This window comes from Neobacillus niacini NBRC 15566 (assembly GCF_001591505.1).
Classification (GTDB): domain Bacteria; phylum Bacillota; class Bacilli; order Bacillales; family Cytobacillaceae; genus Neobacillus; species Neobacillus niacini.
Window position 1 is genome coordinate 178622 of record NZ_BCVA01000003.1, and the last position, 19873, is coordinate 198494.

The following is a 19873-nucleotide window of genomic DNA, read 5'->3' on the forward strand; positions in this document are numbered from 1 at the left end:
GAGTGATCTTTGATGCACTCAATCGTGATTCATTTTGGCAAAAAGTATGAGGATTGGCATTTAGTTGAGCCATTCTTTTACAAGCTGCAGAATTGTAATGAATTAACCTTTTACTGGGAGGAGGAGGCCACGGCCTCTAATCCTCTTTTTTTATCATTAGTGGATCGAATGATTGAACATCTTGACCGTCACCGAATTAAGGATTGGCAGTTAATTATTCTATTGAATTTAGATAATGAATTAAATAAAAAGTTACGACTCACAACGCACCTTTCGGAAATAAGAAGAGACCTGCTTGATCCTTTAAAAGACAAAGGATTCTATCCTTCCCAAAGTATTTTACATTTAATTGACATGATCAGAAGAACCTCTACCTATGCGCCAATAGAAGAAGGGTTAAAACGGTATTGGGAACTTGACCATTTTGGCTATCTTCAAAAGAGCCCTGGGTGGCCAATAGTGGGTAATGCCTTCATACAGGAGGAGATTAAACAGCTTGATGAAGAATGGGGGGAACCTATTCAGCTTCAAGATATCATCTTAGACCAACCAAGTGCAGAATTTATGGAGGCATTGGAAATGAAATGTGAGCGGGTCATGACCTGCCTAGCTAAAAAGATAGACAAAAAGAAGGATTATTTGTTGTTACGTGGAGAGAAGCCGAGTCATGATGAATGGATGACCAAGGAACAATTAGATATCGTCATGGAAGATTTCGAGAAAAAGATTAAGCAAATACGTACGTTGCCGTTAACTCCTTCTTTAACAAACTTTACTCCATCAGGGGAGCTCTCAAGCAGTTTGAAGTACCATGTTGGTATCCAAAGTGAAATCGGTGATATTCGCCTCATTCGTCAGGAAATCATTCAAAATTCTCATCGGGAAAGAATGAAAGGTTTTTTGGAACTTAGTTATTTTCTTCTTACGATTAGCCAACATCCAAAACTAGTTGAAAGGTTGGAAAAGGGAAGTACGAGTGTGATACAAATCTCGTTAGAAACTGAGAAGCTGGTAACATTACTCAATCATTATTTTATGAGTTTGTTAAAGGCAAAAAGGCAATTAGAGGACCAATTGTTGCTCCAAAACCAGTTTCATACCAATCGATTTCGAGACGATGAATTTTCTCCTTATACGGCACCAAGTATTGAAAAAGTAAGAGAAATCTCGCAACCACTGTCCCAAAATTCAGAAATTACCTATCAATTCTATGACCAATGGCAGGATCAGCTTTATAAAGCTGAAACCATACTCATGAATCGCGAAACTGAACTGCTAAAAAAGTCACGAGAAGCGATTCTAAAATTGCATGCTGTAAAAAGAAGGAATGACTTTTTGGAAGAGGAAGAATGGGTTGAAATCAATGACTATAAACAAGACATCCAAAAAAAAATTAGTAATATGGAAAGGGATGTCATCCATTCGGCCCCTGGCACATCCGAAGCTCTATCTAAATGGAAAAATTTTGTGACGCAAGCGAAAAACCAAATGCATTTTCTCCTGCAGCTACTTCCAAACCAACGTCAGTTTCTGACGGTGAGTACCCTGATTTTTTTGGTCCTTTTCATTCCTTTTCTGCAAATGTCGGGTTCCTTTGAATCTACTAAGGTAACAGCCTATTTTTACGGTATTGGGTTAGTTGTCACCCTTCTTGTTACGTATATCGGGTATTACTTAACGAGACAAAAATCCTATCAACAAATATGGAAGTTTCAAGAAAAAACCTATGAATATACCGAGACCATTTATCAAATGCAAGTGGAGGCCCAACACCGCTATAATGACTACTTAAACCATTTATTTAAGCTTTTCACGTTACGTAAATATCTCGAAAAACTATCCCTAATCGGAGAAGAAAAGAAGGAAAAGAATCTTCTTTACCGCTACCACCTTATTAAACTAGACGAATTCGTCCAGACGACAAATCGATTGCTTCATATCCTTCAAATGAATAAAGAATCATTTTCTACTAAACAAGATTTAAGGGTTCCGGGGATTAAATTTGAAAAAGGTATCATCGAGAATCCAATCTATTCTCCGTTTCAACAGTTAGGGGTACAGGGGCCAAATGGAAATGGAATTGAAGTGTATCTCGGTAGTGCTATCGAACAATACCCAACCACTTATATTCATGAACTTGAGCAAATTCGAATCCAAGAAGATAAGGTGTATAAACTATGAACTTATACCTTGAAGTATTAGGAAGTTTTGTTGTTTTAGCAATATTTATCACTCTTCTCTATACGGCGAACTTCTCGGAGAATCAACGCTATAAACAACTTTACCTTCCATTAGTGTCATTATTTATCTGCTTATCCTGGCTTCTATTGGATGAGTGGATTACGGGTGTATATGAAGAACTTCTTGAAGAAAGAATGCCTTCTCTATTGTCGAATATCCAACTGTTGATAAATTTAACGATGTTGTTTTCGGTAGTATCTCTAAAATGGTGTTGGAAAATCACAGGAAGTCTACAGAATAAGACTGTTGGAAATAATCGTTTTTTGAAACCCTTTGTGAAAATAGTAAAAAAGGCTGTCTCTTATCTTTATCCGACAGAGCTTGTGAACCGTTCGAAAACGAAGCTATCGGAACAGGGCAGCGTTTCTCTTGTTTATTTTAAAAGCAGGGGCCAGATTTACTTAAAAAAGGAGTGGACCTATCTATCAACCTTTTTTAAGATTGCAGCGATTTTCCCACTGCTTCTTCTGGTGCTGCTAATCATTTCAAATGTATACGAACTTTCAATACTTTCTTATTTGCCGGCATATCCTATTATCTCTTTTATACTATTATTGGAGATTGCTTGGTTTTTAAATGGGCAAAAGGTTTCCTATAGTGAAGGTTATATTGCTGGTAACGATGCCGTTGCTAGAAGACTAACAACCTATGATGAATTATTTGATCAATACAAGGTAATATGGGAAGACCGACTGCTTACGTCAGGGATTGTAAGAGAGAATGAGCATTTTCATCATCGAAAAAATCATTTTTCCTATCATAATTTCTCGCCAGACCTAGAACATCAATTAATTATTCATTCTATTTGTGAGGAATTAAAGAAAAAGAACATGATTATCGATGAAAGTTATACGACGATGATGTCAGAAATCATTCAAGAACATGATGTGATGATTGAAGATGTCAATTATAACGATTTTTCTTCCTATTTCTTTCCAGCGTTGTATCAATTGCTTGCCAAAAACAAGAAGGTATTAATTATTGCACACTGCCAAGATGGTGCAATGGAAGCGGTAGACTGGGTGTCAAAGGGAATTAAGGTTGTGTCAGGGGTGGAACAGTTATGGAAGGTTAGCACCTTTTTAGAGGCACTTGAACAAAATATGAATCCAGATGTATTGATTGTTTCGCCGGATACGTTAAAGGAGAAACGATTTTTGCACTACTTACGGCAGTTAGAAAAAACAAAGCTTATGGAAGGTATATTGTTGTTACATGCCGAAAAGCTTTTTCCAACCTATTCCACCATCATCCACTCTTTTAACTTAAATGTTAGGGAGCTAATTGGAAAAAAGCCGCAATATATCATTTTAACAGAGTGGTATGATGGACTAGAACATACTGTCCGATCGATCCTGCAATGTGAGCCTAGAGATATCGTTGCTCCGCCCGGCAACAGCCCAAATTTCTACTATATGGTTTGGAAAAATGAAGGTGAAAAATGGTTTCAGCAAAAGATCCTTCCAAAATTCTCGCACCGTCAACTAGAAGCAGAAGTGGTCTTATCGATTCCTGCATTAAAGGCAAATATTGAACCTGTTCACTTCATCAACCAGCAATACACCAATGTTAAGGAAAGTATTCACGAAATGATCGATATGAAGCATCACTTATTTGATCTTGGGTTTGATTTAGAAACGTTGGATCACTTGGGAAAAATGATTCAGGTCCTGGATAGTAACCTTACGATTCCGGTGGATGATTTTACACTTTTTTTCATTCGCGATAATCAGTATAATTTAGTACGGCGTTTAAATTTGTGGAAAGGAACCGGAAAAGTGGCTTCCTTCATTCACATCGTGAGCCCTCCATATTTACTTCGAGATTACTTAGCAGATCAGTTGGATTTCTATTTGAGTACGAATCGGACCATTGCACCTTTAGCTCCACGCTTATCCCAATCACTCTGGAGCATTGCGTATGGTCTATTAGAACGATTATGTCATTTTTATATCATGGAAGAGGAAGTAGAGAGCTATTTAAGTAGAGCGAAAATTAGCTGTTATCGCTCGGTTGTTGAAGGTGTACACGAGTTGTTCTCGAATGCCTTTGGTCCTAAATTAGCATACCGATTTACGATTGAATCAGAGGAACTAGTAACCTTTGACCGGTCTAAAAAAGATTTTGTTAAGAAAACCCGATTCAGGATGCCGTATTCAGCTAAGGAAAAGATTTTACCAAAAGGGGTCCGTTTTGTTCAGATTATCCATAACGGCCAATGTCTTTCTGTGATTCTTGAAGGACATCTCTATCAACAATATCTGCCTGGCCAATACCATTCCTTCAATGGCGAACTTTATAAAATCGAAAAAGTCGATATAGAGCATGGATTTGTGGAAGTTACCTATGAACACATTTTTGAGCAGAAATACTACCGTCCTATTACGGAGTATAAAATAAGCCAGATGGCAGAGCATCGCAATTTTAAGAAGAAGACTATTTCATTGGAACAGTTTGAAATCTGTATGGGATCGGTGCAGGCAGAGGTAAGTGTCAAAATGAACGGTTATGTGGAAATGAGTGAAATGTTAAACTTAAAATCCATGAAGGTCCATTCTTATCATCAAGATGAGCAGATAACCAGGCAGTATGAGAACGGTCATCTTTTGCAGATTGAGATACGTTCAAAACTGGGGGAAATTGAAAATGCCAGAAAAATTGAGTTTACTCTTGCTTTATTATTGAATGAGTTGTTTTTATCTTTATTCCCGGATACTCATCATTTTGTGAGGGCTTGTCCAGCTTTGGATGAATCCTTCTTTGACCAGTCAGTTTCCCAGTCTAAACATTTACAATTGATTACTCCTTCATTCCAAGTAGATCATTATCTTGAGGAGGAAGGGAGGATCTCACTATATATTATTGAGGATTCGCCTGTGCACCTTGGTTTGTTAGAAGCGATTGGTCATAATTGGGAAAAAATCTTTGATATGTTAAATGACTATCTATTTTGGTTATTACATGAAAGTAACGGAAGTAGTGAATATCTTTATTTCGGTTACGACCACTATCCTAAGGAATTGGCTTTAAGCGAAACTTTTACGGTTCTAGATACGTTGATAACGAGGAAAAAACTAAGGGAAGTTCGAACAGGCTATCTTGGACATATGCTAGATGGAGAAATCGTAAAGAAGATCAACAGCAGTGAAGCGCAATGCGTGTTTTGTGGCAGAACTGTTGCTGCTGCGCAAGTCATTCACCTAAATGATGGCAGACAAAGATGCCTTACTTGTAATGAGACGGCCATCGACCATGTATTACGAGTGGAGCCACTTTATAGAGAGGTACGTCAATTTTTTAAAGATGTATATTTAGTAAACTTGCCTGAAGATATAGCGCTATTCGTGTTAAGTATGGATGAAATTCATAAAATGAGTGGTTTACCTTTTATACCAGAGGCAGGTAATCCACGATTGACCGGTAAAGCCAGCATGGATGATGATGGAAACTTAAAGGTTCTAGTTGAAAATGGGTCACCGAGAAACCATACACTATCCACCTTAGCGCATGAATTAACCCATATTTGGCAATTGGAGAATTTACAAGTGGATCTGTTGCAACTCGAAGAACTTGAGGGATTTGCCTCATGGGTAGAGGTCCACATGATGACTCAAATCGGAGAAGTTCCATACGCCAATTTGTTGAAAGAACAACTTGAAAAAGGTCAAGACCCCTATGGCAGGGGTTACCGACTTATAGAAGAGAAATTATCTATCCTCCCATACAATGCGACTCCATTTGACTTGTATGTACCTGATGAGGCTGGAATGTAACTAAATAAAAAGAGCTTAGTGTAAAAGGGTTCACACTAAGCTCTTTTTTTTATTAAGATTACGGATAAAGTCGGTTTATATTAAATGTTAATGAGGCTGCCTACTAGAAATTGTCCCATCCTAACGATTAGTTCTGAAGTTCTCTAAATGAAATATTGTTCTAATGTCTTCATTTCATGTAAAATAAGTAAATGAGGCGTTAAGGAATTGTAAATAATCAAAAGCATGGGGGACATAAAGTGTCGTATCAATTGAAAAAAGGAATTAAATTGTTTGCACTAAATTCAAATCAAAGCTTGGCAAAGGAAATAGCTAAGCATTTAGGTTGTGAGGTTGGAAGGAGCTCGGTCACTCAATTTAGCGATGGAGAAATTCAGGTGAATATAGAAGAAAGTGTGCGTGGCTCTGACGTTTATGTCGTTCAGTCCACTTCACACCCGAATAATGACCATATCATGGAGCTGCTCATTATGATTGACGCATTAAAAAGAGCATCAGCAAAAATGATTAATGTAGTTATTCCTTATTACAGCTATGCACGTCAGGATCGAAAAGCAAGATCACGTGAGCCAATAACTGCCAAATTAATTGCGAATCTCCTTGAAAAATCAGGTGCTACCAGGATACTCACGATGGATTTTCATTCACCGCAGGTACAGGGCTTTTTTGATATTCCTGTAGATCATTTAATTGGAATTCCAATTCTTTCAGAATACTTTGAGAGAAAGGGACTTGAGGATGTGGTTGTCGTTGCCCCACATAACGGTGCTGTTGGAAGAGCGAGGAAGATGGCCAAGTACTTAAATGCCCCGATTGCCCTCATTGATCGACGTCGACCTGAACCTAATGTTTCCGAAGTTTTGGAGATTATTGGAAACGTAGAAGGGAAAAATGCCATTATTGTTGATGACTTAATTAATACTGCAGCTACGCAGACTTTTGCAGCCAAAGCATTAGTAGAGCATGGGGCAAAGACAGTCTATGCTTGCTGTACACATGCTGTTCTCTCACAATCTGCTGTTGAAAACATTGAATCATCAGCAATTGAGGAATTAGTGATAACGAACACGATTGAGCAGACTGAGGAAAAGAGAATTAATAAAATTAAGATGCTGTCTGTGGCCCCATTACTAGCAGAGGCTATTGACCGAATTCATAATGAAAGAGCAGTGAGTCCTTTATTTGAATAAGTAAAAGAAGAATGAGTCGTGATAATCGCGGCTCTTTTATTATCTCTTCAATCAATATCCGATGTTTATAATCCAATTTTTTTATCTAATATTCCTGTTCTTTTAGCCCCTTCAATGACAGTGTATTCTTTCTTTTTGTAAGCAAACCAATACGCCATTCCGATAAAGAGAGCTCCGCCGACTGCATTACCTAAGAAAACAGGAATAAAGTTACTTAAATAATCCATCCATGTGAGATGTCCAGCAAATATCGCTGCCGGAATAACAAACATATTGGCGACCACGTGTTGGAAGCCGATTGCAACAAAAGCCATGGTCGGGAACCAAATTCCTGCGATTTTACCAATCATGTCTTCGCTGCCATACGATAACCATACAGCCGCAGCCACAAGCCAGTTGCACCCTATACCAGAGACAAAAGCTTGAAGAAAGGAAGCACTTATTTTATGTTCAGCAATATGAATCGTACTCTCTAAGTATGCGCCTGTTTCTGTTAACCCAACGATATGTCCGAAGAAATAAGCAACGAAAATCGCACCAAGAAAATTGCTTATCGTGATGAGCAGCCAGTTAAGCAAAACTTGTTTTGTTTTTATTTTATTCGCAAATTTTGCTAATGGAACGACCATCATATTTCCTGTTAGAAGTTCTCCACCTGCGATTAATGTCAAAATCAGTCCGATTGGAAAGACAGAGGCCCCTAAAATCGCGCTAAGTCCGGTTAAACTTTCTGATAAGGGAGCGGTGACGCGGATATATAAAAGGAATCCTAACGAAATAAATGCACCTGCCTGGAACCCTAATAGTATGGTTGTTAGTAATGGGTAACTTGTCTTTTTAATTCCATTTTTAATTGATATTTCTAGAATTTGATCGGGTTTATGTAATGACATGATTAGATTTCCTTCTTTCGTTTTTGCTACGATTGTGAAGTACATCACATATATTCGCCTTTATTTTAACGCAATAGCGCATAAGATGCTGTGAACATTTCATTAACTTTTTTATTTTGGAAGACTTGTCTACACCTTTCTGAACCAGGTGCGTAAGCTAGTAACATAAGGATTTCAGAAAGGAGTGGAAATAAGATGGATAGGCTCAAGATAGCGATCATAACTCCAGGTGTTTATCCAATCCCTGGTAATAAATCCAGTTCTGTTGAGTTAGTTGTACAAAAAACATCCAATCTTCTACAAAAAGATGTAGATGTAATTATATTTGGAAAAAAGACTAAAAACCAATCCTTCATTGAAAGACAAGGTAATATAACCTATTATCGGTTTCAATTTAATAACAAAACCTATATTCCTGAAGTAATTGAACAGCTGCAACAAGATAAGCCTGATATTATTCAAATTGAGAATCGCCCTAGATTTGTAAAAATCATTCGTAAGGCAATTCCTGATGCTAAAATTATCCTTTTTCTGCATTCAGTAACATTTATCTCCCCTCCATACATGAAAGATCACCTGCTTATAAATTATCTAAATCAAACAAATGCTATTGTTGTAAATAGTCAATTTTTAAGAAATTATTTAATAGAAAAAACAAATGGAAATGCAAATAAAATATATGTTAATCATTTGGGAGTGAACACCGACCAGTTTAAACCTAAGTGGCAGCTAGACAGTACCACAAAATTAGATATTTTAAGAAAAAAACTAGGTATCTCAAATAATAAAGTTCTACTATATGTTGGCAGATTGGTTGAAATTAAAGGGGTGCACCATATTTTAGAAGCAATGCCGGATCTCATTAAAGCTGACCCTTCTATTCGTCTAATTATTGCAGGAAGCCCAACTGAACAAAAAACATATTCTGACTATTTAAGAAATCTGGCTGAAGATGTAAAGGACCACGTTGTTTTTACTTCTTTTATACCGAATGATAAGGTTCAGGAATTGTTTCAAATATCAGATTTACTAGTAGTTCCTTCTGCCCAAAATGAAGCTTTTGGACTTGTAAATCTAGAAGCGATGTCAACTGGCACCCCTGTCATTGCTACAAAATCCGGCGGTATGCCTGAAATTATCGACCATGGAATAACCGGATTGTTAATAGACCCTTCTAATGTACGTGAAGAATTGACCAAACACATAATTAACTTACTATCCAATCCTAGAAAGATACAGCAAATGGGTAAAGAAAGTGTCGTGCGGGTAAGCAACTATTTTACCTGGCAGCATACGGCAGATAGACAGTTAATGCTTTACCGGCTGCTGCTGGAAGGATAAAATGAAAAATTAAATGTCACAGGCATTGTTTGTCTGTGGCTTTCTTTCTTACTTTTAAAGTCAATTTTTCTTCTATATATAATAAAACCAAGAAACAAACAAGTTGAATTCTAACTTGTTTGTTTCTTGGTTTCAATTCCTTTGTACGTCAGCATTATTTTTGTCTTGACATTTGTTCAGGATGTCTCCTATAGTAATATAGCACTTCCGGGAGGTTGTTAGCCTTAACACCATTATTAATACATTTTTGAAGAAATTCAAAATCTGCTTCCTTACCTAATTTTCTTGTAAAGCCGCCAAGCCGGTCAAAAACGGCTCCCCGGAAAAGGGTTGTTCCGTGGCAAATGCAATGTCCTCCGCTTTGATAAACTTTATAGATTTCTTCATCGAATTTAATCCAGCTTACAGGACGACGAATGCCGTAAAATTTCCCATTTTTGTAATTGAAGAATGACGAAAATAGAGTTCCTACAAGCTCATATTGCGGGTTAGCGTTTAAATAGCTGACCTGTTTTTCAATCCGCTCTGAATGCGAGAGGTCATCCGAATCCTGAATGGCGATAAACTCACCCTTACTGAGGAACATTCCTAAGGTTAGAGGACCTGCATATCCAACGTTCCTCGGAAGTGATATCGAGATGATTCGATTTTCCATTTCAGGTCTTTTCTCTACAGCTTCCCTTTTAAACTCATTAAATATCTGTAATGTATTATCAGTAGAACAATCGTCTACTAAAATAATTTCTATATCCCTATAAGTTTGTGCCAATATACTCTCTAAACAATCCTTAATATATTTTTCCCTATTAAAACTAGTGATAATGATACTGACCAAATTCTTTTCTCTTGTGATCAATTCAATCATCTCCATTTTTTTTCGAATTAGCTTCTATGAGTTCTTGTTGATAGCTATCAAGGTTTCCTGCAATCCTCTATCTAGTGAAAACCCAGGCATCCAGTGAAGTTCGCTTATCGCTTTCGTATTATCCAGCCTGCTTTGTCTAATGTCACCGTCGCACTGAGGTTTAATGACTGGAGTCAAATTACTGTTTACCATTTTTAACATTGAAGTTAATAATTGATTTATTTTCGTTTCCGTATTGGTACTGAGATTATAGGTATGATTCCTTCCATAATGAAGAGCACTATAGATACCATCTGCTACATCCTTTTCAAAGACGAAATCTCTTGTCTGCTCACCACCATATATAATGGGAGCGTTCTCTAGAAAAATAGAATTTAAAAAGAATATTGAAATTACACCCGCTTCACCATGTGTGTTTTGACCTGGTCCATATACATTTGCAAATCTTAAAATACTGTAGTTTAAACCAAAATGCTTAGCATATAACTTGATATATTGTTCTGAAGTTAGTTTCGAAAGGGAATAAAACGAAATGGGTTGTTGTGGATGATTTTCATCAATTGGAAGATATGCTGGTTCACCATAGATGGCGGCAGATGACGCAAAAATAAACTTTTTAACATTATATTTAACACAATTTTGAAGGAGATTAATGGTTCCAGCAATATTAGCTAGACAATCTGCTAAAGGGTTTTTCATAGAGACTTGTACGGATACTTGTGCTGCAAGATGAATGACGTAATCAGGTTTCTCAATAGAAAATATATCTTCTATGGTTGAATCCTCAATGTCGGCTTCATAAAATGCTGCAAATTTTGGGATTCGTTCTTTGATTCCGCTTGTTAAATTATCTACAATAACAACATCTATTTGTTCTTTTATTAATTTTTCAACCAAATGGAGTCCAATAAAGCCTGCGCCCCCTGTAATTAATACCTTCATTTAACATTCACTGCCCATTCTGTTATTATCGTTTTCATTCGCTGTTTCTATTAGAACGCAATATTATCATATTAAAATTATCCCTTTTGGTTTGTGTACCTGTACCGGAAATAAAAAATTTACGATTTTGAGCCGTCTTAAAGGAAATGAAGAATTAAGTCACATACTTATTATGAAAATGGAACCTGTCTCCAAAATTTCACATATCATAATAAGGATATAGACAAGGACGGGGGAGTGGGTATGATTTCAATCATTACTTGCACAGTAAGAGAACATTTAATTAGCAACATCATTGATAACTACACGACTCAATTGTTTCAGGATAAGGAGCTTATCATTATTTTAAATCACGATGGGCTGGATATAAACCTCGTTAAGAGTAGTATTGGAAGTGTTAAGGGTGTTACCATTTATCAGCTTCCCCAAAATTATACGCTTGGAGAATGTTTAAATTATGGTATAGAAAAAGCAAAGTATGATGTCATCGCAAAGTTTGATGATGACGATTATTATGGTCCAGAGTATTTAACAGAGGCAATGAATGCATTAAAAATAACTAATGCTAAAATCGTGGGTAAAGAAGAATTCTTTGTTTTTTTGAAAAGTATTAATGCATTATTATTGCGTGGTCACGGGTTAAGTAACAAATATGTTAAGCATGTTAGTGGTGCTACCTTAGTTTTTCAAAAGTCCATAATAGATAAAATTAAGTTTCCTAACCTGACATTAGGTGAAGATACTGAATTTCAAAAGAAATGCATTAAAGAAGGTTATAGAATCTATTCAACTAGCAAGTATAATTTTGCAGCGATAAGAGGTAAAGATGTAAATGAACATACTTGGAAAGTTAGTGATAAAAGACTAATTGAACACGGTGAAATTGTTGCTTTCACAGATGACTTTAAAAGTAGTGTTATAGAACAATCAGGATATTAATCGATTTGAAGGAGGAAATAATTTGGAGATTGGAGTAGTTCTTCCTGTTTACAATCAGAAGCCACATTATATTGATGAATGTATACAATCAATAGAATCCCAAAATTTTCGTAATTTCGAATTAGTGATTGTTATTGATGGTGCGAATCAGGAAACCGTTCAAGCTGTAAAAGAAGCAACTAACGTGTTAACGATTCCCTACGAGATTATTTTACGAAATGAGAATAAAGGGATTGCGTATTCTCTAAATCAAGGATTCTCACATTTAAACCACTGTAGGTTTTTAACTTGGGTTTCCAGTGATAATCGACATTATCCAAACTTTTTACAAACGCTTTATGAACAAATGGTAAAAGCACCGGAGGATACTGTTTTAGTCTATTCACTTTTTAATCTTATTGATGAGAATGGAAAAAGCAGGGACCATGATGAAATTCGGCGAGGTAAAATGGTTAAATTTATGTCACAGAATAAAGAAGACATTCTGCAACAAAACTTTATAGGGGCGTCCTTTTTATTTAAACAAGCTGCTTTTACTAAAGCGGGAGGATACGATTCTAAATTTGAAAAGGTTGAAGATTATGAGTTTTGGATTCGACTTCTAGGAATTGGCGAAATTAAATTTATCCCTCAGTTTTTGATGGAATATAGATTAAATGGGGAACATTCTTATACCACAATCACACCTCGAGAAGACATAAAGATTAAAAGTACAGCGGCAAGTAATTATCATCGCTTAAAGCAAGGGGATACGCCTAAAGTAACAGTATTGATTAGCTTTTTTAATGAGCGAAAATTTATTAGACAAGCAATCGCAAGTGTATTAAATCAAACGTTTAAAGATTATCAATTGATCTTAATTGATGATGGTTCTACAGATAATCCTTGGGTAGAGATTTTTAAATTTAATGACGCAAGAATAATCCCACTTAAAATTAAAAGTGACGGGAAAGCCAGAGCATTAAATATTGGATTAACCTATGCATTAGGTGAATATATAGTGGAACTTGATGGTGATGATTGGTTAGAACCCGATACGCTTGAAACAATGGTAGATGAAATGTCCAAACAACCGGATGATGTGGGTCTATGCTATGGAAATAGAAAGATTTGGATACAAAGGCGATATACGGTTGTACCTGGTCCTGTTTACAAAGGGATGAATTATAAAAATAAATATGAAGTATTAACCGAAATGAAAACACACTGCCCTCGGTTATATAGAAAAAGTGCACTTGATCACATTGGTGGATGGCCAATAAGCCACGCTGAGGACTTTAAGATTATGCTAAAGCTTGCAGACCACTATAAGTTTTATTGGATTGACAAAACGATTTATAATCAGCGTCGTCATAAGAATAACATTACTAAACTACAACAAAACGAAAATCAGCAACAAATAAAAGAAATGATAGAGGAAGTGCTTAAAGAATGGGGGGATGTTTACAAACCGGAATTTATTGAAAAAAATGGGTTTATTGAAACAGTTAATCTTATTAAAAATAATAATAGTTAAATATAAGGTCATCGCAAAAAAAACACCTCTTTTAGAATTATAAAGGAGGTGTTTTTGCATTTATCACATATCTAGCCCATAATGCTTTTTATAGTATTCCTTAGCTTCCTGCAGTTTCTCGGGTTGACGAAGATTTGAACTGGCAACATTATTTGCTTTATGAACCGCAACTGCGTTATTGCATACGATTGTTTCATTAATGCCCAAACTTTTGCAGATAAGAAAAAAGGCCGAATCTTCTCGAACAAACAATTTTGGGATGATTACTTCCTTCTTTAATGCATTGCGGCAAATGACTAAACAACCTAAAGGTCCCCATTCCGTCACGGTGTACATTCCTGTAATAGTTTGATTTGCTCTCCTCTTCAAGGTGCTGCCTATAAATCTCATCCTTGATCCTGCAATTTGAACTCTTCCTCGTGAATCTGTTACAATTCCCGTGAAAATGGAATGATTTGGGTGGTCCTCCATACCCTTTATGATCGCTTCAAACCAACCTTCATGAATGAGCATATCATCATCGAGAGAAATAATAATATCAAACTTTTCTTTCATTTGTTCAAATAAAAAGTGTCGACCGCCTCCACACCCAACGGGGTCCTTGTTAATTTCTCCAAAATCGTTGAAGCATTGAAGGGTGATCTCATTCATTTTCGATTTAGGAATGACACTCTTAATCTCATCATAAAGTTGAGGCCCTGCATCATTATATATATAGATCGTAAAGGGCGGAGGGACAAACTTAACCAGGCGCTCTAAGTTCTCAATCAAAACTTGTTTCCTTACTTTAACGGTAGTGATCATGATCCCAATGGACTTACTTTGCATGTTTTACTCCTTTCTTAATTCAACCTGTTGAGCGGGGACTTTTATCTGATTACATGCTTTTTCTGAGAGAGGAAATAGCCATTAATAGGTCATGTGCAGATTGATAACGGTCGCTTTTTTTATAGCTTGTTGCCTTTCTTAGAACATTTTGTAGAGCAGGATTTTTTACTTGATTACAAGCTTTTTCGATAAAGAAGGGGGCTTTGCCATTTAATAAATATAGAAGTATACAAGCAATACTATAAAGATCGGTACTATCGTTTAGAGGTGATCGACCTTTCATTTTTTGCTCCGGCGGGTAAAAACCTAAAGTACCTATCATAGGCTTGCCATTGAAATGGCCATCCATGTCTTTGTGGACTGTACATCCGAAGTCTATAATTTGAATAGTCTTTTGATCTTTAGAGAGTAGTATATTGTGCGGAGAAAGATCACAGTGGAGCAGCCCTGCTTTATGAAAAGGTTCTATTCCTTCTAGAATGTTCAGTGTTATTTCTATTGCTTTGTTTTGGGGATAAATATTGCCATATTTATAGAAACCAAGTCTTTCACCGTTCATATACCCCATTACAATATAGGCATACAACTGATCCTCAAAACAGTCTATAAATTCACAGAGAAAGGGATGTTTTGGGACTTTTTTCATGATATCCGATTCAATACGTGCCTCTTCACGATTTTTCATACGCTTAATGGCAACTTCTCGATTAGAAGTCGTATCGATCCCTTTGAACACTTGGCTGGTTCGACCCTCGCCTATATGCTCAGGAATATATTTATATCTGCCGTTTTTTATTTCATGCATTAAAATTAACCTTCGCTCCTTCGTAAAAATCGTTCTTACTATCTTATGTTAAGAGGAAATAAATGGTTTACTCTTTTTGTAAACAGAAATTGAGCAATGAATAATCAAAATGGGTTGAGTCCAGTGTGCACCATTCTCAACCCCAATTCATGCTTGTATAACTTTTGAATATTTGGAACTAAGAATAAATAGCGTTAAATAAAATGTTAAATAAATGTTCCGGTTGACCCCTGTGGCAAATTTCCAAGCCAATTAATACCACATCACGGGATTTTTCCTTAATGATGACAGGATAACCCTTTGCATTTTCAAAATCTGACCAATTTCCTGCAATCAATGCGTTTTGGTCGCTTGAAATTCTCGCGATGACTTCCACGCCATCGGTATTCGAAAACCAAACAGGTCGATAGACAAACCCTATATCTTTAGATGAATAACCCATATTAATAGGGTGGTCCAGATAATCGACATGAATGATAGCATTATTGTTCCTCTTACCGGTATTTATTGTACAATTTGTTAAATGAAAGATACTTTTTGTAATCTTGGCTGGCCCTGCTCCAATCGCTATGAATTTCCCTCCTTTTGATAGGAAATAATCAAGTGTTTTTTTACACCTTTTTTGTTGTTGTATCGATTCAAGTACATGTTTTTGATAAATTGGTTTAACCCTTTCTTTCGTATAAAACAAATACTCAAAACCATTGTAAATTAGTACATCGATATCTTCTAAAGATTGTTTATTGATTAAACTTCTTGGATGAACCTCTTTTACCGTGAAACCGAGCTTATTTAAGCAGCTCTTAAGTCCTGCATGAGATTGCTTTCTATACAAACCGCCATCATAAATTATTCCAATTCTTTTATCATGTGACGTCTTATTTTCTTGTGCAGGGAGGTCCTTATTAGAAATTTCTTTAGTTTCAGCAAGGAGTGTTGTTGAGGTTGTTATACTTTGAACTCCCCAAAAGAGAGGTAAACTCCATACACATATATCTGAAAATTTCCCCTTAGGTTCTATTTCTCCTTTCCAAAGCAGGTTATTGGCTAACACGGATTTTGCTTGGCCCATTCGTATCACAAATGATCCTTTAGGAACAAACCGTTCCTCGACGGTAGTGTCCTCTAGTGTAATATCTACTTTTACACCGTTGTTGATAAGATGATTGACGAGTCTGTATACCTTGTGGGAAGTATTGTTTGATGCAGTGAAAATATAACAAGTTGGAAAAAAATTGTTTGGGTGATTTGGGTGGTTTAAATGAATACCTCTTTGAAAAAAAAGCAGGTAGTCGGAAAGAAATTCTTGTTTATTATCCATTAGGAATTGACAAGCTCCCAAAATGGCTTCTAACATCCAAGGGATGCTATCGTTACCGCTGCTAGGTGCTTCAATCGTGCTTCCTATCGCGCCGTGTAAAATAGCATAACTTGACGTGCAAAATGGTGCATAATCATCCCACCCTGAAGATAGGTCTCTAAATGGGATACAAACTCCTTTCATATTTTTATATCTGTTGGAAAAAAAGTTATTTCGAGAAAACAACAAATTGTTTTCCATTTTTTCAGCCATTGGTAATGCCCACTTAATGTAGAGGTCATATTCATAATGAGGGTTATGTGGTTGAGTACATGGTTCGATCAATCCAATTTTATCCTTTAATTTCGAAACATACCCATGCAGGTCGAATAAAACAACGGGGTTACATGTCTTTATGAGGTTAACTATTGCTTTTGTTTCTGGTTGTGTTTGAAAAATAAAGTCCCTGTTTAAATCAAATCCGTTTTCATTATATCTTGTCCCTTTTTTAAGACCATCAGGGTTAGCCATCGGTACACAAATAAAAATAAAATGTTTCAATAATTCTTTTGCTGCCCCGCTCTCATTCTCCATTAAATAATTAACTAACTCTAGGACTACTTTTGCACCAACTGGTTCAGTACCGTGTATAGAAGCGTTAATAAGTATAGGTAATTTCATATCTTTATTGTTACTGGTACTTGGTGGATGTTTAGAAGTTATTTCTTTATATTGTTTTTCACAATAGGAAATCCCATATTTCATTGGGTCTTCACTAATTACAATACACTCTATATCTTCTCCCAATACTGATTTTCCAATTGTCTCAATTAACATATGAGGGTTTTTTAAATCATTTTTTAACATCCTTTTAATTTTTTGAACTAAAGATATATGTTGAACCATGCCATTCCCTCCCATTTTCTGAGTTTCGAAGTAAGTTCCGCTTTGTTGTATTCATTGGTTTTCCTCGGCTGACCTTATAATATTTAATTCAACTGGAGTGAAAAAAGATATAGATAAATCAATCATTTTTAGGGTTTGGTATTTTGAGAAAAAATACTAAAATAGATAGTAAGTTTGTTTGTATTTTAATAGGTTATAATCATTAGTATTAATATTGTGTGGAACATAGGTATGGAGGAATGGTTTATGACTGCGGTGAAGTCGGTTAAAATTGATGGTGAGGATATACATATTTTTAATAGTGCCATTTATATCTTTGAATCTACTTCGGGATATACACTTGAATTGGATCTGATAGTTAGTGAAGTTACAGAAAGAAAATATAAGAAAGAGCAAAATTTAATTATTGAAATACAATTAGAAAGCGGCAGGAATATTGATTCGATTATGTACGTAAAAACTTTGTCCGGAGGATTGCCACAGCTTAATTTGTATTGTGACCTGGACTCTATAGATGAATACGAAGAACTTGAAATCGTGAATGAAAATAGTTCATCGTTTCCAGATGCAGAATTAGGAATTACATTAGAAGAGATTAGAAGTGTAGAAATGCCGAATGAGAACATTAGCCTAAAATTAAATCTTCCCATTGATCAGGTCGAATGGTTAAAAACGCAAAAAAAGGCTAATTTAAACGAAATATTTAGAGAGTTAATATCTGAACATTGGAATAAACAATAAATGAAAGAGTAATAAAGGAGTATTCTCATGGAAAGTGGAATAATTATATATTATCGATTTATTTGGTTCTATGAATGGATACTTATAAGAAGTGGGGTGGAACTCAATTGGTTGCAACTCCAAGACCAGCATCAACTGTTGTATTAATGGATGAATATTCTAGAGTGTACCTAACAAAACGACCAGTCACCATGAAGTTTATGGGCGGATTTCAAGTTTTCCCAGGAGGATCGGTAGAAAGTCATGATCACTTGGACGAAAATGACTATGTGAATATTGTTGAAGCACAACTTTCTATTAATCTTTCATACTATATTGCTGCAGCAAGAGAATTATTTGAAGAAGTGGGGATCTTAATGGGGAATACGATTGATGGTTTCCCGGTAATATTGCCAAAAGAAAAGGGAATGAAATATCGAAATGATCTTCAAAAAGGTGAAATCCCTTTTATTCGAGTATTAGAGCTAGAAAAGCTTTCTTTCAATCCTCTATGCTTAAGATATTTCGGTCAAATTATTACACCTGAGATAAGTCCGATTCGTTTTGATACCCGCTTTTTTCTAGCAAAACTCCCACAAGGACAAACTCCAGAACCAGACAGAAATGAAATTGATGGAGCGGTCTGGATTAAGCCGGAAGATGCATTAATTGCGTTTGAAAATAAACAAATTAAACTAGCACCACCAACTATTCTTACCCTTCGAGCTATCATAGATTATCAAATTAGTGGCGTCTTAGAGATGTCTGTAACAAGAGAGGATTTAATGAAATTGCTTAAGGATTTATAAACAAACAAAAGGGGATTGCCTCGATGCAAATTACATTTGAGAATATTCATAAACATACTCATTTAATGATAGAAAACGATTTATACCAACACTACCACTTCCCTGAAATGTTATCCCGATATGATAGTAATTATATTGAATTTAAAGCCTTTCCTACGCTAGAGAATTTAAAAGAGGCAGAAGGTTATTTGAGAAATTTCCATCGAAAAAATGGTCAGAAGCATGTGAAGTTTAAATTTCCTGCCAATGAAAAGGTACCAGCCGAGTTAGTGAATTACTTAAACCAGAAATATTATGATATTGGTTTTCTAGAATTATATGCTATCAATCCAAATCAATTTCCAGAGGTGAAGGATCACCCTGATATCGAGGTTCAAATTGTAACTGAACAAAATTTGAAAGCTTTTCTTGCTTTTCAGTATCAGCAAGATATCATGTTTGGCAGTAATTTTGCGAATCAAAAGGTAGTGTTGAATAGGAAAATTTTTGAGGAACCCAATTTCATGCAGCTGCTAGCTTTATATAAAGGAACGCCAGCAGGCGCAGTGGAAGTCATTATATCAGAAGAAACAGCTGAAATTGATAACTTAGGTGTGGATGAAGCTTTTCAGAGGAAGGGTATTGGGAGCAGAATACAGAAATTTGTGATGGATATCTTTCATGATAAGACAGTTATTTTAGTAGCAGATGGACAGGACACTCCAAAAGAAATGTATAAGAGACAAAACTATCAATACCTTGGCTATCAATATTACACGCAAAAAGTTGAAGACTGAAAAAAGAAGAAGGACTGGAGAGTTATTCC

The 19873-nt window shown here is 35.9% G+C and carries 15 protein-coding genes; 9 read left to right on the forward strand and 6 right to left on the reverse strand.

The window, feature by feature from the left end:
* The first annotated feature begins 12 nt into the window (after positions 1–12).
* The 3 genes from BANA01_RS04310 (at position 13) to BANA01_RS04320 (ending at position 7204) form a co-directional block, all read left to right on the forward strand.
* Positions 13–2181, forward strand: a complete 2169-nt coding sequence (locus BANA01_RS04310) for a hypothetical protein (protein WP_063251813.1) — start codon at positions 13–15, stop codon at positions 2179–2181.
* On the forward strand, positions 2178–6014 hold the full coding sequence (locus tag BANA01_RS04315) for a hypothetical protein (protein ID WP_063251814.1): 3837 nt from the start codon (positions 2178–2180) through the stop codon (positions 6012–6014). Before BANA01_RS04310 ends, BANA01_RS04315 begins: the two co-directional genes overlap by 4 nt.
* Before the next feature lie 239 nt (positions 6015–6253).
* A complete protein-coding gene (locus BANA01_RS04320; RefSeq protein ID WP_063251815.1) occupies positions 6254–7204 on the forward strand; it encodes a ribose-phosphate diphosphokinase in 951 nt (316 codons plus the stop codon).
* A gap of 65 nt (positions 7205–7269) precedes the next feature.
* On the opposite strand, the gene BANA01_RS04325 is transcribed toward BANA01_RS04320, so the two are convergent.
* A complete protein-coding gene (locus BANA01_RS04325) occupies positions 7270–8097 on the reverse strand; it encodes a formate/nitrite transporter family protein (RefSeq protein ID WP_063251907.1) in 828 nt (275 codons plus the stop codon).
* Between the two features lie 195 nt (positions 8098–8292).
* Between BANA01_RS04325 and BANA01_RS04330 the strand changes: the two genes are divergently transcribed.
* A complete protein-coding gene (locus tag BANA01_RS04330; RefSeq protein WP_063251816.1) occupies positions 8293–9438 on the forward strand; it encodes a glycosyltransferase family 4 protein in 1146 nt (381 codons plus the stop codon).
* 154 nt (positions 9439–9592) lie between these two features.
* Here the strand turns inward: BANA01_RS04330 and BANA01_RS04335 are convergent, their stop codons facing one another.
* The gene (locus BANA01_RS04335) at positions 9593–10303 is read right to left on the reverse strand and encodes a glycosyltransferase family 2 protein (RefSeq protein WP_034672992.1); all 711 of its coding nucleotides are present in this window, start codon (positions 10301–10303) and stop codon (positions 9593–9595) included.
* A 24-nt stretch (positions 10304–10327) separates the two neighbouring features.
* Positions 10328–11245, reverse strand: coding sequence for an NAD-dependent epimerase/dehydratase family protein (locus BANA01_RS04340; RefSeq protein WP_063251817.1), 918 nt, complete (start codon positions 11243–11245; stop codon positions 10328–10330).
* A gap of 243 nt (positions 11246–11488) precedes the next feature.
* Between BANA01_RS04340 and BANA01_RS04345 the strand changes: the two genes are divergently transcribed.
* Complete coding sequence (locus BANA01_RS04345) at positions 11489–12184, forward strand: glycosyltransferase family 2 protein (protein WP_063251818.1); 696 nt, start codon at positions 11489–11491, stop codon at positions 12182–12184.
* Between the two features lie 22 nt (positions 12185–12206).
* On the forward strand, positions 12207–13700 hold the full coding sequence (locus BANA01_RS04350) for a glycosyltransferase family 2 protein (RefSeq protein ID WP_063251819.1): 1494 nt from the start codon (positions 12207–12209) through the stop codon (positions 13698–13700).
* A gap of 63 nt (positions 13701–13763) precedes the next feature.
* Here the strand turns inward: BANA01_RS04350 and BANA01_RS04355 are convergent, their stop codons facing one another.
* From BANA01_RS04355 to BANA01_RS04365, 3 genes are all read right to left on the reverse strand, one after another.
* On the reverse strand, positions 13764–14528 hold the full coding sequence (locus BANA01_RS04355; protein ID WP_034672990.1) for a glycosyltransferase family 2 protein: 765 nt from the start codon (positions 14526–14528) through the stop codon (positions 13764–13766).
* 49 nt (positions 14529–14577) lie between these two features.
* Positions 14578–15333, reverse strand: coding sequence for a serine/threonine-protein kinase (locus BANA01_RS04360; protein WP_063251820.1), 756 nt, complete (start codon positions 15331–15333; stop codon positions 14578–14580).
* A 178-nt stretch (positions 15334–15511) separates the two neighbouring features.
* Positions 15512–17539 carry a M14 family zinc carboxypeptidase gene (locus BANA01_RS04365; protein ID WP_063251821.1) on the reverse strand — a complete coding sequence of 676 codons (2028 nt, stop codon included), beginning with the start codon at positions 17537–17539 and terminating at the stop codon, positions 15512–15514.
* A 246-nt stretch (positions 17540–17785) separates the two neighbouring features.
* On the opposite strand from BANA01_RS04365, the gene BANA01_RS04370 reads away from it, so the two are divergent.
* The 3 genes from BANA01_RS04370 (at position 17786) to BANA01_RS04380 (ending at position 19844) form a co-directional block, all read left to right on the forward strand.
* Positions 17786–18280, forward strand: coding sequence for a hypothetical protein (locus BANA01_RS04370; RefSeq protein WP_063251822.1), 495 nt, complete (start codon positions 17786–17788; stop codon positions 18278–18280).
* 107 nt (positions 18281–18387) lie between these two features.
* The gene (locus BANA01_RS04375) at positions 18388–19068 is read left to right on the forward strand and encodes an NUDIX hydrolase (protein WP_063251823.1); all 681 of its coding nucleotides are present in this window, start codon (positions 18388–18390) and stop codon (positions 19066–19068) included.
* A gap of 23 nt (positions 19069–19091) precedes the next feature.
* Complete coding sequence (locus tag BANA01_RS04380) at positions 19092–19844, forward strand: GNAT family N-acetyltransferase (protein ID WP_063251824.1); 753 nt, start codon at positions 19092–19094, stop codon at positions 19842–19844.
* Positions 19845–19873 lie beyond the last annotated feature (29 nt).

Coding starts and splice junctions, on each gene's coding strand:
- BANA01_RS04370 (WP_063251822.1), top strand. CDS start 17,786: ATGACTGCGGTGAAGTCGGTTAAAATTGATGGTGAGGATATACATATT.
- BANA01_RS04310 (WP_063251813.1), top strand. CDS start 13: ATGCACTCAATCGTGATTCATTTTGGCAAAAAGTATGAGGATTGGCAT.
- BANA01_RS04335 (WP_034672992.1), bottom strand. CDS start 10,303: ATGATTGAATTGATCACAAGAGAAAAGAATTTGGTCAGTATCATTATC.
- BANA01_RS04315 (WP_063251814.1), top strand. CDS start 2,178: ATGAACTTATACCTTGAAGTATTAGGAAGTTTTGTTGTTTTAGCAATA.
- BANA01_RS04365 (WP_063251821.1), bottom strand. CDS start 17,539: ATGGTTCAACATATATCTTTAGTTCAAAAAATTAAAAGGATGTTAAAA.
- BANA01_RS04355 (WP_034672990.1), bottom strand. CDS start 14,528: ATGCAAAGTAAGTCCATTGGGATCATGATCACTACCGTTAAAGTAAGG.
- BANA01_RS04380 (WP_063251824.1), top strand. CDS start 19,092: ATGCAAATTACATTTGAGAATATTCATAAACATACTCATTTAATGATA.
- BANA01_RS04325 (WP_063251907.1), bottom strand. CDS start 8,097: ATGTCATTACATAAACCCGATCAAATTCTAGAAATATCAATTAAAAAT.
- BANA01_RS04345 (WP_063251818.1), top strand. CDS start 11,489: ATGATTTCAATCATTACTTGCACAGTAAGAGAACATTTAATTAGCAAC.
- BANA01_RS04330 (WP_063251816.1), top strand. CDS start 8,293: ATGGATAGGCTCAAGATAGCGATCATAACTCCAGGTGTTTATCCAATC.
- BANA01_RS04360 (WP_063251820.1), bottom strand. CDS start 15,333: ATGCATGAAATAAAAAACGGCAGATATAAATATATTCCTGAGCATATA.
- BANA01_RS04340 (WP_063251817.1), bottom strand. CDS start 11,245: ATGAAGGTATTAATTACAGGGGGCGCAGGCTTTATTGGACTCCATTTG.